Raw genomic sequence first — 15,945 nt, 5'->3', positions numbered from 1 at the left:
GTCGCATCCCCAATCTGCCAGAAGACCCGTCGACCGCTCAGCCGCTTGCGCGCAAGCGGCTGAGCGGCCCTCGACTCGCGTCGAGTGTCGGAAAAATACTAAACGCGTTCAACCCGGCTGCACGCAGCAATGCTCAGCTACTCGTGGCCCGCAGCATCTTCTGTGCATGTTGCCGAGCGCGCTGCGACATTACTTTGTTCTTCGAGAACGTCAGCAGCTCGCCCTGGAACCTTGGCCATAACGCTTGCTCCGTTTCGAGCCAGGCCAGAGCCCGTTCCGGCCAATAGCTCGAATAGGAGGTGTGGAAGATGTGCTTCAACAGCGTCTCCCGAGGGAAGCCGCTTATCTGATGAGCGAAGCGTGGGTTTGTGGCTGCGGCCTTTTGCACGAACGCAGAGAACTCACTTGGCTGCATCTCCAACAACGGCCCTAAGGGGACGAACTTGCTTTCCACATCAAGCACAAGGATGCTGCCATCGTTGATGCGCACGCACCATCCGTTATCGACATGAACACCGATAACGCTGCCTCCAAGGGAGATGAGCCAGCAATAAGAGCCTTCCTCAACAGCCGGGTCCAACATTTTTAGTTCCATCACCTTCTCCACGACTCATGAACCACCGGCCGCTGCACTCGTTCGCTAAGCCACCGTTGGAACTGGGCGCGAACATCGTTGTTCCAGTTCTGCCCGTAATGACCACTGTTCTCGGTCGTGAAGAACTCCCCCCTGGGGCCTCGCTCGAAGGTTCCGCCCACGACCTCAGAACTGTTCCTCGCTGAACCAATGGACTGGGCCAATTGCTCATGTGGCGAGCCATCGAACAAGCTTACCTCTGGCCTACCAGTTGCAAATCGGCTTGTGGTCGGATCGTATACAAACTCAACCCCGCCTCCCTTCGGGTAATAGTTCTGCAGAGCCTTTACCGATGTTGAGTCGGTGATGCCAATCGTGCCCGGAACCGGCCCTGCGCCACCTCGGCCTGGCCAACCCAACGGCGTGGGTGATAGCCCTTCAAGAGGCGTAACCGGTCGCAAATCAGCAAGCAGTCCAGCACGCATCTCGGCCTGCAGCTCGGACATCACCACCGAGCGCTCACCCAGCAAGAAGCTTTGGACCGGGGTCGCAGCGCGGCTGAGCAAGCCAACAACCTTCGCTGCTGCCAAGTCACCTGCTGCTATAGCGGCAGCATCTGGTAGTCCTTGCGCCACCTGGAAGTGCCAGTTGTCGCCGCGCACCGCATCGAGCCCACCGCGAGCCTTCGCCAGATAGGCCTGCGCAGGCGGGAGGCGCGATACCCCATCCCAAGATGACACCGATTGCCCAGGCAAGCGCGACAGCGCCGCCTCGTAGTCGCGACTCAAAGCCACCGCCTGGGCATCTCCCGAATAGATACCCAACGCCCGAGCACGCTCCACAGTCGGGCCGATGCGCATGCCATCGGCACCAATCAACGAGGCCGCCTGAGCGGCTGCCGCCTTGGCCTTGGCATCAGCGGCATAGAACCTGTTGGCCTCGCCCCGCGCTTCGTCGGCGCTCATCGCCCAATCAGCACGCATAGACTGACCAACGCGAAGCATGTTTGCGTTCTGCACACCCATGCCGCGCATGTAGCGGCCCATTAGTTCCTTGTCCCCGCCGATCAGTCTCTCCAGCGTGTCCCCAGCCCTGATGACTGCACCAGTGTCGGTTGCCTGGCGATACGCTCGCTCGGTAGCACGGAAGTTCTCTTGTGCCGCGGCAGCGGTGGCCTCGTACATCCGGCGGTTCTGAATGGCATCGCTGGTATCAATCCACTCCTGAGCGCGCCGCGCCTCGTAGGCTTGGTCGCTCTGGATATCCGAGCCATTGCGGTAGTTGATGTCGGACCACGGCCCCACGCCCTGAGTTTTCGGCGCAGAGGCTGCGTCGGCAAGGCTACTTCCCAACGCATTGCCAAAACTCTGCGCCGCAACGAGCGCCCAGTTCGGCCGATATCCCTGCACCAGGGCCTGCACTCCGCCGCTTGCCAGCCCACTCACGGTGCCGCGGAACAAGCGACCGGCCACGTCGTTCTGCGCCACGCCCACCGGCAGGCTCTCCATGAATTTGCCGACGCCGTAGCCCACGCCGGAACCGATCGCCGAGGCGGCGACGCTGCGCCACTCGAACTTCTGCTGCAGGCCCGTCGCCACGGCCACGCCCTGCGTGATCGCATTGCCCGCCGCACCCAGGCCGGCAGCTGCCTGTATCGATGTGGCAGGTCCGAACGCCGCACCCAATCCGGCCCCAACGCCCGCGCCGATCGCCCCCATCGCGACATTCGTCCACGAGAAGCTGTCGACCGCGCCGATCGCCATCCCCACCGCCTGGCTGGCGACAGCGCCGACCGCACCGCCGATGGCTGCCGAGGCCACCGCGGTGGCACCCGCGCTGCCCAGCGCAAACCCGGCCGTGCCCATGACCAGCCCGCCGCCACCGCCCAGCGCTGCGCCGCCCACCGCAGCCATGCCGGTCGTCCCTGCCGTCGTCGTGGAAGCCGCCCCCAGCCACCCAGCAGCTGCGCCGGCGGTGTAAACCGTCGCCACGATGGCCACGACGACCATCACGATCATCCCAAGGACGCCGCAATTCTTCCCAGCCGGCGGCGGCGGCGCGGGCGGAAGCGTGGGCCTCACGTCTCCCATCGCCTCGGCCGGGTCGTAGACCCGGAAGGTGCCGCTGTTGTTGTGGATGTTGGCGACCTTGGGCGGGATGGTCAGCCTTTGACCCTCCACCAGCGTCTCGGTGCCGTTCAGGCCGTTGGCGTCGGCGATCAGGTACCACATCGCCCGGTCGCCCCACACCGCCGCAGCGACGGTCTGCAGCGTGTCGCCCTTCCTCACCGTGTAGCTGAACGGCGTCGTCTTCGGGTAGTTGGCGCCGATCGGCTCGTAGTTCTGGTCGAAGTCGGCGCTGAGGATGGGCTTCCAGTGTTTGTAGTCGGGCTTGGTCTGGCCACGCTCGGCCAGCGCCTGCACATAGTTGACCCGGCTCGGGCCGTCGTTGCCGACATCGCCCACCCGCACGCCGTTGACGTAGTAGTAGCGGTGCATGCGGTTGTTCCAGCCGCTCTTCACCACCTCGTCGCGACGCAGAATCAGGCCCTGTGCGTCGGTCACATACCTGAAGCGGCGGTCACCCTCGACGTCAATCGCCGCCTTGACGTTGCCGTTGACGTCGTACTCGATCTGCGAGTAACCCTTGCCCCAGGCGCTGTTCTTCGACTTGAGTTTCGGGTGGTAGGCCTGGTTCGTGATCGCGAACTGCTTGGCCTCGTCCCAGTACTCGTACGCATAGTAGGTATTGGTGGTGCTCTTGTCCTCGAAATTGGTATGGAAGGTCCTGGCCAACTCGCCTGCACCATCTGCGGTGGCACGGGAGACCGCACTGGCATTGTCGATGTTGCTGTTGCTGTCGGTGGTGTCGGTGTTGTCGCTGTAGTAGTAGTACTCCGTCTTGCCCTTGTTGTCTGTCTGAGACTTGACCCGGTGGTCGTCGCTGTACTCGGTGCTTTGGGTGTATTCCGTGTTGTCCGGATTCCACGCCTTGTAGGTCAGGACACGCCCGCCCAGGTCCACGTCGCGGCTGGAGCCCGGGCGCTGCGGCCTGTCGTTCTCGGTGATCCAGGTGGCGGCCAAATAGCCGTCGGCCGTATAAAAGTACTCCTCCCAACTGGAGTTGACGGCATTCCTGACCACCGTGCGCTGGCTCGCGGCGTTGTAGTCAACCGCCACACCCTCGCTGCCCAATTCGATATAGCCGGCGGTGTCGGTCGCCGAGGTGGCCACCTTGCCCCCCAGTTTCCCCATCGAGATCCTGAAGCGGTTCAGCGCGTCGTAGGTGTACCAGTAGTCCTGTACCTGCCGGTCGCCGTGATTGCCATCGTGGTAATAGCTGTTGACGTGCCGGCGGTTGCCCACCGCGTCATAGTCGTAGAGGATTGTCGCTTGCGGATCGTCGATCTTGACGATGCGGTTCAACGCGTCGTACTCGATCTTGGCACCCTGGTAGTTCTGCAGCACCGGCCCGTTGATGTCGGCCGGGTTGCGCAGGTAGAAGTACCGCTCCAGCGTGCGATTGCCCGCCTTGTCGTACTCGTAGCGGGTGACGGCCCCGGTGCTCTTGTCCCAGATGCTTTCGATGTAGCCGTTGACGTAGTAGCTGAAGACGATGTCCTGACGGGAGCTGCCGGTCTGGCGGGTCACCGACCCCATGCCGTTGTAGCTGTAGCTGAAGGTGTGCCCGCCCAGGTCCTGCTTCCACGTCAGCCGGCCGAACAGGTCGGTGTGCTCGATGCTGGTCCGGTTGATCCCGTTGGTCGTCGTCTTCTGCCAGCCGCCGACCTTCACACCGGCGTTGCCGACGATGGTGCTGACGTACTGGTAGTCGTAGCGGATTTGCACACTGGCGAAGCTGACTGTTTTGGTCACCCGGCCCAGGCTGTCGTAGTAGGTCTTCTCGGTCTTGTCCAATGCGTTCGTGTGAGCGATACGCTGGCCGGCCGCGTCGTAGCGGTAGGTCTCGATCGCCCGTACCGCCGTGGCGCCCGCGTTGCCATACGAGCCGGCCTTGCGCTCGGGGTTGCGCATCTCGACGAGGCGGCCCATCTTGTCGTAGATGTAGTCGGTGCGGCCCGTGTAGTCGTTGACGTCGACGGCCAACTCGTTGAGGGCGTAACGCCGTTCGCCGAACACGTCGTAGCCGTTGCGCTTGCTGCCGTAGGCATGCCGCTCGGCTGTCAGCTGTTGGCCCTCCCCGCCGGCCAGCCAGGTCTGCGACTGCGTGTTCTCGTTGGCGTCGGTCACGGCGACCAGCCGGCCGGCCCGGTCGTAGTAGTTGCGGGTGGTCGGGCGCTTCTCCTCGCGGTAGCCGTTGTCGTATACGACCCAGGTCTTCGGCGCCTGCTGGACCGTCAGACGGCCCATGGTGTTGTAGCTGAAGTCGGTCACGTTGCCGCGGCCGTCCTTCTCCCAACTGGCCTCGCCGAAGGCGTTGTAGCCAAAGTGCCGCTGGATCTGGTGCAATGGGTCGTTGTCTGGTCCCACGATGACCCAGTCCAGGCGAGCCGTGCTTTGCGCGGTGGCTTCCAGTTCAAACTTTCCATAGGTCCTGCCGAGCTGCTGGCCGTTGATATCGAACGTATCGTAGAAGTACTCGTAGTCCTTCTTGCCACTGGCGGGTCGTGGAATGCCGGACAGGATGGCGTGGAACTCACCGGCAACGGCTTCGGTAGGCAGCGCGACATACGTGCTGTCGGTATTCTTTTCCCGGTAGCCCATCACGATCCGAACCGCGGACTGCTGGTCCGACGGCAGCGTCAGGCGTAGCGTCGGCGGAATGTCCTCGCCCTGTGCCGACACCACCGTTTCGTAGCTGCCCAGAGATACGGTGGCCGTGGTTCGGTTGTTCAGCAGCTTGCCTTGGTCGTCGCTGAAAGCCTCGATGATGAGATCGTAGCTGTAGCTGTTGTTGCGGTTGGGCACCAGAAACCCCGTGTCCCAGGGCCACCGGCCGGTGTGGTCCGTCGCCTTGATTTCGATGGCCGCAGAGTACGTGTCCGTGCCGTGCGTGCGATAGCGGACCTTGACCAGCCGCGTGTCGGGACGCTCGGTGAACCGGATGATGTCGCGCAACTGGTCATAGGGGGTCGGAACGGGGTCGACCCAAACCTTGCCCTGCGCGTCACGGCCAAATGACAGCCGTGAACGCTTGAGTGTCACGTCCCCCGCGTCGAGGGACGTCACATCCAGTTCGTAGTCCTTGCCGGCGGCGAAACCGTCCCACTTGAACGCAAACCAGCCTGCCACCGGCAAGTCGCCCTCCTTATAGGGCTGATGCAGTCGCCTGTGGCCTTCCAGCGTGATCCACGCCCCATTGCTTCCCTTCTCTCGATAGCGCACATGCAGGCTGGCCGAGGTCGCGCCTTGATCCAGCAAGTGCAGGTAACCGTCTCCCGTCGCCAAGGCGATCCCTGGACCGTTGTTGCCACCCAGCGCCCCGCTGTCCTGTACCGCTGACGGGTCCTGTCCATCGGTGGCACGGTTCACCGAGCCCCTCTGCCGGTTCACGACCACGTCGTCATGGGTTAGCGCGACGTAGATGAAATCGAACGCGTTCGCCAATGCCAACGCAGAATCCATCGTGAAGGCTTCGTCGGGTCCCCTGAACACCTTCTTCGGTCCCGACCAGGAACCGTCAGGTTGCGCACGCGTGAAGACCAGCAGCTTGTAGGCGTCCGCGGGCTGCCCGACGAACTTCAACTGCCGCGGGAGTTTGACCTCTGCAGAGTTACTCCATCCCGGATCAGGCTGAAAGTCGGAGGTCTTCCAGGTTTCCGTCTGGATGGTTGTTTCCCCCAGAAAGATCCTGCCGGTGTCTATCTTCTTGTAGATCTTGTAGGTGATGAAGTCGATGTTCTGTTCGTTGGGCGGGGGCGGATACTTCCCGAGATAGGCATTGACCGTCCCGGAGCCGCCCGCCGGAATGATGGTTGCTCCGATGGGCTGAGGATTCTGAGGGGGGGAGTACGGATCTCCGGCTTCCCGCAACTGCACAGGCACCCTGGCGCCCACGGAGTCGATGAACCAACCGGAGGCTTCGACGACCACGTCGCCGGGGCCAAACGAACTTGTATCCCAAGGATGGATGACTACGCTCGCGGTGTACCAACGAGGACCGGACGGCTTGTGCAGGCCATTGAAACGTGTGTACTGATCAATGGACACGTTCCCCGAGGTGATCCGGACGTTCGAACCGGTCACCGGCGTACCCGTATTGGGCATGCCACCGCTCAGCACCTTGTCGGGGCCGATTTGAATCGCCGATTTGTCGCCGACAAAAATCGACTGTCCCGCCTTGTTAACGTCGATGCTGACCGTCTCGCGCTTGCCGCCCATCGCCGCCTGATAGGTTGAACTGAGCTTGCTGCGCGCGTCGTACAGGAAGTAGGTCCGCTCGGTATCGGTCAGCGCCGTGGCGTCCTTCAGGCTGGTGTTCGTCAGGTCCGTCTTGCCCGTCAGGGTCATCACCAGATTGCCCGCCCGGTCGTGACCGTGCAGCTTCACGATGCCGTCGCCGGCACTGGTCTTCCAGGCCCGCCCGGCGCGGTCGAACTCGGCGATCTCGTGCCAGGCGCCTTTGGCCCCGCCGCCATTGGTGCGCCGGCCCGTCACCTCGCCGAAGCTGTTGTAGCGGGTCTCCCGGTAGGTCCCGCTCGCCTCGTCGGTGTTCTTGATCTCCCGATTCCGCGTGTCGTAGACGTAGTAGGTGATGTCGTTGACCTTCAGGCCGTCGGCATTGACGCGGTCTTTCAGGATCTTGCGCGTCACGTTGCCCGCCGCGTCGTGGCGGAACTCGGTGACCGCGTCGGCTGCATCGGTCTGGCGGATCATCCAGCCGTTCTTGTCGTAGTCGTAGGCCGTGACGCGGTCGTCGGTCTCCGTCGCGGCATTTTTGCCGTGACGGATCTCACGCCGCACATTGCCCAGCGCGTCGTACTCGCGCTCTGTGGTGGGCCGCACCGACGCGCCCTCGAAGTCGGTGAACTGCGGCTTTTCCTCCTTGATCTGCCGCCCCAGCTTGTCGAAGGTCCAATTCGTCACCGCGGTCGTCGCATCGGTCTTGCGGGTGATGTTGCTCAGGCCGTCGTAGGCATAGTTGGTGACCGCATCAAGCTTGGCCGGGACGGGCTTGCCGTTGGCGCCGATGGTGGCGGTCTCGACTCCCTTGCGGGTTTCGCTGAGCAGTCGGTTCAACTTGTCATACGTGTGAATCGTGATGCGGTCGTCGGCGCTGGTCTTCAAGTAGGCGGTGTTGGTCAGTTGTTCCAGCGTGGTGCTGTCATTGACCGTCAGGCCGGCGAGCGCCGTCGCGTAGCGCGTCTCCTTGCTGATGTTGCCCTGGCCGTCGTAGTCCCACTTCACCAGGTAATGCGCGGCGTCGAGCTGGGCCACCTTGCGGCCGGCCCGGTCGTAGTAGAGCCGGGTGACGTTGTGGTTGGCGTCCACCTGCTTGACCACCTTGCCCGCGGTGTCGTAGACGGTCTGGGTGAGCAGGTCGCCGGTGTAGGACTTGTATTCCCCCGGCTTTTTGATGGGGGTCTCGGTGGGCGGTGCGTACTGCCCGTAGGCGATGTTGGGAATGCGCGTGCTGGTCTGCCGGCCAACCCGGTCGTAGCTGTAGAGGACCGGGCGGTCGTTGGTCGAGTCGGTCAATACGTACACGGCGGCGGTCCCCGTCGGCGGCACCGCCGTCAGTACCTGGGGGGGCGCGGCGGCGCTGAGCGTCGCGCCGCCGGACAGCTGCACGGCCCTTGCATGGATCTTCTGCGACAGCTTGTTGCCGGCCTTGTCGTAGGTGTAGGTCGTCAGCACCCCGGCGGCGTCCACCCGCGCGGTCTGCCGCCCCAGGTTGTCGTAGTAGTACAGCGTGCGCCCGCCTCGGGCGTCCAGCGTCTCCACCACGTTGCCGTGCACGTCGTACTGGGTGCTCAGTGTCGGCGTGAGTGTCACCTCCTGGCGCGAGGCTGCATCGTAGGCCAGCACCGACTGGCCGATCTGCTGGGTCTGGCGGTCCAGCCGGTCGTAGCGGAACTCGGTGATGCGCTCTTCGTACAAGCCGGTGGCCTCGATCTTGTGCCGCAGGTTGCCGCGCGTGTCGTAGTCGTGGGTCGTCACGACATCCACCATCACTGGCTTGGCGTCGCCGCCTAACACTGGCTGGCCGTTGGTGCCGAGCTTGACCGTCTTCTCCGCCGAGGTCTCGGTCTTGACCCGGCCATCACGGTAGTGCGTGTAGGTGAAGACGCCGCCGACCTTGTTGGTATAGCGCCACTTGTTGCCCAGGCGGTCGTACTCGATCTTCTCGAGATAGGTCGCCGCGTCGGTGATGCTGGTCTGGCGGTTGAGCTTGTCGTGGTCGATGCGGGTGATCTGGTCCAGCTCGGGGTGCCGCAGCACGTACACGCCGGCGTTGGGCGCCGCCGACACGATGTCCGGCCGCTTCGTCTCGCTCAGGACGTACAGGGTGTTGTCGCCAGCCACGGCCACGCGGTGGAAGTAGCGTGTGCTCGAATCCACCGTGCCGAAGGCGGTGTAGGTTTTCTCCAGGACCCCGCCGTCGGGGTCCACGTGCAAGACCTCCTGGTTGCGCCGGTCGAAGTAGAAGTAACCGGCGTTGCCGTTCGGATCAAGGATTTTGACCGCATTGCCGAAGGCGTCGTATTGGGTGTTGGTGACGCCGCCCTGAGCGTCGGTCACGCGGGTGAGGCGGCCTTGCTCATCGAAGCTCTGGACGGTCGTGTACCGGGCCAGCAGCGCGGCAGTCTTGCCGGCGTCCAGGTCCTTGCGCAGTTCGGCATAGCCCAGGCTCTTGCGCGTGTTTTGGGCCCAGAGGGTGTCGGTCTCGGTCAGCTCGATCCCCAGCGGCCCGACGATGCGCTCGCGGTTGCCCATTTTGTCGAGCACATAGCGGGTCACAACCCCTTGGTCGCTGCCGTCCATGCGGGTTTCGCTCTCCAGCCGCCCGCCGGCGTCGTAGCCATAGTGGGTGTGGCGCTGGGCGCTGGTGCCGACACCTTCCTTTTGATCGGTGAGGCGGCCCACCGCATCGTAGTCGCGCGAGGTGACGCCGTCTTCGCCGTTGCGCACTTCGACCAGCCGGCCGGCTCTGTCGTACCCGTTCACGCTGCGTGCATCGCGCTCGACCGCGCCTGCTGCCGAGCGGAACACCCAGCTCTTGCTGGTGGCCTTGGGCGTGCCTCCGGCGTCCAGCACCTCGGGCGACTGGCCATCGAAGACCCCCTGCAACCGGTTCGCGTACCGCGTCGCCGACTTGACCCGGCCCATCCCGTCGTATTCGTACTGCGTGACCGCGTATTCGCCGTCGATCGCGAACAGCTGCCGGTTGCCGCGGTCGTAGATGCTGCGCTGGACCTGGTCCCGGGCGTCGTCCGCGGCCACGATCACCGTGAGCAGGCCGTTGACCACGGCCGTGCCCGTCATCGCGTTCGCGTGGCGCCGGGTCTCCAGCACATTGCCGTTGCCGTCGTAGCGGTGCTGCGTGACGCCGCCTTCCGCATCGACGCTGAAGACCAGGCGGTTGGCGGCGTCGTAGAAGCTCTGCGCGACCTGGTCCTTGCCGTCCTGCACCACGTAGGCACCGGCCGGCACCGGGTCGCCGCCGGCGATGGCCAGTGGCGCCGCGTAGCTGACCAGCTCGGCCGGCACGCCGGCCGGATTGACGACCGGCGCGAACAGTCCCTGCACGGCCTTGGCGTAGCGGGTCTGCTTCACCACGTTGTTGCTGCCGTCGTATTCGCGGCGGGTCACGAAGCCGAGGGCATCGACGCTGTGCGTCAGGCGGCCGTCGCGGTCGTAGACACGCACCTCGACCTGGTTCTGGGCGTGGCTGGCATAGCCAGCGTGGGTGGCGGCCAGCGCCGCGCCCACCTCGGCCTCGCCGGCCGTCAGGCTCAGCGCCGCGAGCTGGGCCGCACCTACGCGCACGGCGTAGGCGGTGCTGCGGCTGAGGCGGCCCTCGGCGTGGTACTCGCTGCGGCGCACCGCGCCGCTGGCGTCCACGGTCCAGGTCAGGCGGTTCTCGGCATCGTAGGCATAACGCGTCACGAAGCCGCGCGCGTCGGTCTTGGCCGTGACGTTGCCGTTCTCGTCATAGGTGTAGACGGTGCGCAGGTCCAGGCTGCCCGGCGCCGCCACTTCTTCGGTGCGGCGCCCGAAAACGTCGTACCGGTACTCCGTCACCTGGGGCTGTGCCGAGCCGGCGCCTTCGGTGACGCGCAGCACCCGGCCGCCGAGGTCGTGCGCGTATTCGGTGCGCAGCGCCAGGCCGGCCGGATTGTCCGGCGCCGTGCCGCTAACCCAGTCGGGCCCGTACTTCGGGTCGACCACCACGGCCCTGACGCGGCCGTCGGCATCGTATTCGGTCTGCGTCCAGACGCCGTTGGCGTCGCGCATCCAGACCGCCTGGCCCTTGGCGTCGTAGCGGTAGATGGTGGTGAGCTTGAGGGTGTTGGGATCCACGGTCCGCGTCAGCACCCGCCCGGCGGCGTCGTAGACCGTGCGCGTGACCGTGCCCCTGCCGTCGCCGGTCTCGAAAACCCGGCCGGCGGCGTCGTAGGCGGTGAGGGTACGCGTCACCAGCGTGCCGGTGGCCTGCTCCTCGATCCGTGTGGAGGTCAGGCGGCCGTCGCGGTCGTAGGTGTACTCGGTGCGTGTGCGCCCATCGCTGACGCTCACCCGCTCGCCGAAGGCGTTGCTCTCGGTGACCTGCTTGATGCCCTCCGGCGTCTGCAAGGTCATGCGACGGGTCGCAGGGTCGTAGGTGTAGGTGCTGGTGCGCTGCAACGCGTCGGTACTCGTCAGCACGCGCGAGAACGCGTCGTAGGTGGTACCGCGCAGCACGCCGAGCGCGTCGGTGCGGCCGACCTGGCGCCCCAGCCGGTCGTAGTGCTGCTTCACGACGCCGTTGCGCGCGTCGGTGGTCTGGACGACGCGGCCGAAGGCGTCGTAAAGCGTGCGCATCTCCCGGCGCGCCGGGCCGTACTCGTCCTGCGACTGCAGCTCCAGCAGGCCCCGCCGGTTGTAGCGGTAGCGGCTTTGAAGCGATTGGGGGGCGCTGCCGTCGCGCAGGTGGTCGGTGCGGGACGCGACCTCTCCGAACATGTTGTAGCTCTGGCTCCCGAGGCGGCGCTGGCTGCCGTCGTACCACTCGGTCAGCCGGCCGCGTCGGTCGTACACCCGTCGTGCCGTGTCCTGGCCTCCGGTCAGGCCGGCGACGGCGGCCGGGATGGTCGACCGGAGGCCGCCGGGGCCTGCCGCTGCCGGGTCGACCCGCGCGCTGAAGCGGGTTTCGCGCACCTGCTGGCCGAAGGCGTCGTAGCTGTACTGCGTCATTTCGCCGAGCGCGTTGATGCTGTGCGTGAGGCGGCTCTCGCCGTCGTAGTAGTAGAGGGTCTTGTCCCCTGTGCCGGCGGCGTTCGGGGTCACCGTGGCGACTCGGCGGCCCGCCTTGTCGTAGCTGTGGAAGGTCGCCCATTTCTGCCACACCGCCTCGATCTGCGCGTCGGTGGCGGCGCCCAGCGCGGCCAGGGCCTTGTGGCCTTCGCCGCCGAGTTCGGCGGTAAGTCGGCCTTGCTTGTCGTAGCGCTTGCCGGTGACGCGCGCATCGGCCAGCCCGAGACCCCGGGTGGTCTGGCGCAGCCGGCCCAGCTCGTCGTACTTCAGTTCCGTGACCAGGGCTGCGGGCTCGGCCCGATCGCGTCGGTCTTCCCTTACCAGTCGGCCGAGTGGGTCGTATTCGTAGGCGGTGAGCTGGTCCTGGGCATGGTCGGCCACCGTCGGAGCGGCCGCGGGGTGGTTCACGCCATAGGCGGCGAGCCGGGCGTAGCGGGTCTCGCCGGTCTTGCGGCCGTCCCCGTCGTAGCGGTAGGTGACCAGATAGCCCTGGTGCACCGCCGCCGTCTTGGCGTAGCTCTGCGCGTCGAAGCGGCTGACGAGCTGGCCCTTGGCGTCGTAGAAATAGGCGGTCAGCGTGTCGTTGGCATGGTTGGCCGCCGGGCGCAGTTCTTCGAGGGTGCCGCTGGCCCGCAGGTCGATGGCGCTGGCCGCGGCGTAGCGGCGTGTGCGGGCCAGCCGGCCGGCGGCGTCGTAGCTGTGCTCCGTCAGGTAGCCGTCGCCGTCCAGCGTGCCCAGCAGCAGACCGGCATCGCTGTAAAAGTGGCGGGTCACGCGATCGTCGATGTGGCCCTCGACGGTCGTCGAGCCGTGGTTCTCCAGTTCCAGGTCCAGCATGCCGCCATTGGCTTCCACCACGACGTGGGCGAACACGTCCGAGGCCACCCGGCCGGCGCGCGCGGCGGTTTCGATGAGCCGGCCGGCGCCGTCGTAGCGGTAGTCCACCGTCGCGGCGCCGGTGCCGTCCGCTTCCAACGTGCGCGCGAGCCGGCCGGACCGGTCATAGAGGTTGAAGCTCATGCGGTCGCCACTGGACGCCGGCGGACGCAGGTTGAGCTGGCTGGCCGTCGTTCTGGCGGCCGGCACTTCGTTGAAGTGGGGCCGGGCGAGGAACACGTAGGAATCGGCCTGCCCCGCCAGCGTGGGGGCCTTGCGCACCACGACCTCGGCGCTTGAGGCGTCGACCGGCGCTGTGACGAAACCCCACAGCCGCTTGTAGCCCGACAGCTGGGTGCCGCCGCTTTTCTCGGCGTTGTTGACGGCGGTGCCGCCAGTGGGTACCGCGGCCGAGCCGATGCGCTGGCCCCCAGTGTTGTAGAAAACCACTTCCAGCGAGACCGAGGCGCGGTGCGCACCCGTATAGGCCGACACCTCGTAGCGCTTGCCGGCACTCACGCTCAAGCGCGGCGAGCTGATCAGGGCCGAGACCGCGGCGGTGCCGGTCTGGCTCATCCACAAGGTCTTCTCGCCTGCCAGCGTCCATTCGGGCCGGAAGTTCTCGCCGAAGGCCAGGCCGGTCGCCGGTCCGTCGCTGCCTGGAAACCAGCCGCTCATGCCGGGCTCGAGCCGCTCGGGCGGCAGCGACACGCCGGTGGGGTCGGCCTTCAAGGCCTCCAGCATCGCTGGAGACACCGGGTTGGCGTAACGCTTGACGCCGGTGACGCGGTTGTTGCGGTCGTAGAGGTACTCCGTCAGCGCGCCTTCCGCATCGACCTCGCCGACCTTGCGGCTGGCCGCGTCGTACAGCGTATAACGGCTCGCACCGGTGGCGTCGATCGACTTCACCAGACGGCCGAGCTTGTCGTACTGATAAGTGGTCGCGCCCAAGGCGGGCATCGCCAGTGTCGAGTCCTGCTGCTCCTGCTTGAGCAGGCGTCCTGCCTCGTCGAACACGCTCAGCTGCACCAGCCCGTTGGCCAGCGTGACACGGGTTTGCCGAAGCTGGTCGTTGTAGACCGTCAGTGTGACCTGGCCCTGGGCGTCGGTCTGTCGCACCAGGCGGTTCAGTCCGTCGTACTGGTAGGTGGTGACATGGCGCTGCTGCAGGTCCTTCTTCTGCTGCGCCGTCAGCGCGCTCGCCAGCAGCCCGTTCTGGTTGCTGTCGACCAGCCCGAGCTGCTTGCGCTGAGCCAGCGCCCAGGCGGTGTCGCGGTGGGCCAGCTCGTCCCCGCGCGCCTCGATGGACTGCAGCAGCAGGCCGGCCGGATCGTAAACATAGCGGGTCACGCTCTGCTCGCCGTTGAGCAGGCCGACGCCTGCGGCGTCGAGCTGGCTGTAGGTCACCGTGCTGGCGAGCTGTCCTCGGAAGTCATAGCTGTAGTCGGTGCGCTGGCTGCCGGCCTTGCCGACGCCGGCGGCCCAGGCCTCCAGCGCCGCCAGGTCGCTCGGCGCGGCACTGTAGAGGCCGCCGCCGTGCTGCAAGGTGCTGCTGCGCTGACCGTTGCCGTTGTAGCGGTGTTCGCTGACCCGGCCGTCGGGATCGACCACGAAACGCAGACGCAGTTGCGCATCGTAGACATATCGGGTGCGGGCGGGCTGCTGGGGCAACTGAGGGCCGTCACCGTCCGGGTCGGGCGCTCGGTAGCGGGTCTCCGTCAGCAGCTCGTTGCGGCTGCCGTACACACGCTCGATGACGTTGCCGGCTGCATCGCGCTCGTAGTTGCGGTTGCCGTTGCTGTCGTAGCCATACGTGGTGACCTTGCCCTGCCCGTCGATCGCCTGGGTGGGCTTGCCGTCCGCGTTGTACCGATAGCCGGGCGACTGATGCACAACGCCCACCGCGGGCGACCTGAGGCTTTGCAGGCGGCCCGTCAGCTTGTCGTAGACCAGCTCCGTGCGCTGGCCCAGCGCGTCGGTGATGCGGGTCGTGCCCGGCGCGGAATAGTCGAAGCTGGTGCTGAGCACCTGTCCCCCGGTGTGTTCCTTGACGGTTTTCAGTCTCCCGCTGTCGTCGTAGTCGAAATCGAGCTTGCTGCCGTCGCTCTGCGTGAGTGTGTCGAGCCGCCGGGAGGTGGCATCGACATAGGTGTAGATGGTGACGTAGGTCTTGCCGTCGACGATCTCGTTGTCGGTCGGACTCAGGTCCACCGTGACCGTGCTCAACCGGTTCGCGCTGTCGTAGGCATACCGCACCCGGGTGTGGGTGCCGTCGCCTTTGACGGTGCGAAGTTGCGTGATGTTGCTGGTCTTGCCCGCGGCGCTGTCGTAGTCGATAAACACCGTCTCGCCGTTGGCCGTCTTCACGGCGTTCACCAGGCCTGCGCTGTTGTAGCCGACCGTCAGGCTCTTGCCGTCGAGGTCGGTCACGCTCTTCAGCCGCGCCTCGCGGCTGGCCGTGTTCGTCACTTCGTAAACTTCCCGCACCTGCGTATCGCCGTCGGTGAAGGTCCAGGCGGTGCCGTTCCAGCTCAGTGTGTCGAAGGCTCCCGCGCCTTGCTTGCTCACATAGGCATTGCGCGTCGCGTCCCAGTGGTAGAGCGCCTCGCTGCCGTCCTCGGCGATGCGGCGCACCGTGTTGTCGGTGGCGTTGTAGCCGGTGATCCGACGGCTCAGGCCGAGTCGCCAGTTGTCGCCGTTGTCGGCGTCGCTGCCGCCCTGGCTGTTGTAGGTGCGCAGCAGCGCCGCGTCCGGTCCCGTGCCGACCAGCCATTCATCCTGCTGCTGGACCACCAGGTTGCCGGTACTGGCATTGACGTACACCCGCTCGCCGGAGCGGCCCTGCCCGGCGAGCCCCAGTTGCCCGCCCGCGCCCAGGAGGCCCAAGGAGGAGTTGATCCAACCCAGGCCCTGGCCTGCCACGATTGCCGTCATGTTTTTCTTCCCTTGAGCACCGCGTTCGCGCGAGAGAGACAGGGCGCGGCCCGGCAGCTGTTTTTTGTTGTCGCGAGCAGCAGGCGCTGCGCGCCGACCGCCACGGATTGGTTGGCGGCACAGAAGCGTCCGCCGCTGCCCTGG

General features: G+C 65.8%; 2 protein-coding genes. Both read right to left on the bottom strand.

Annotated elements, in window-relative coordinates:
- Positions 1 to 133: 133 nt before the first annotated feature.
- Entirely contained in the window at positions 134 to 595 is a 462-nt protein-coding gene (locus OOT46_RS04275) for a hypothetical protein (RefSeq protein WP_265402348.1), read from the bottom strand.
- Positions 595 to 15,801: a polymorphic toxin type 43 domain-containing protein gene (locus tag OOT46_RS04270; RefSeq protein ID WP_265402347.1), complete on the bottom strand. Its 15,207-nt coding sequence runs from the start codon at positions 15,799 to 15,801 to the stop codon at positions 595 to 597. Before OOT46_RS04270 ends, OOT46_RS04275 begins: the two co-directional genes overlap by 1 nt.
- Positions 15,802 to 15,945 lie beyond the last annotated feature (144 nt).

Source organism: Aquabacterium sp. A7-Y (assembly GCF_026153205.1).
Classification (GTDB): Bacteria; Pseudomonadota; Gammaproteobacteria; order Burkholderiales; family Burkholderiaceae_C; genus Caldimonas.
The sequence above is the reverse complement of the archived record's forward strand: the minus strand, read 5'-3'. Positions and strand labels throughout refer to the sequence as shown.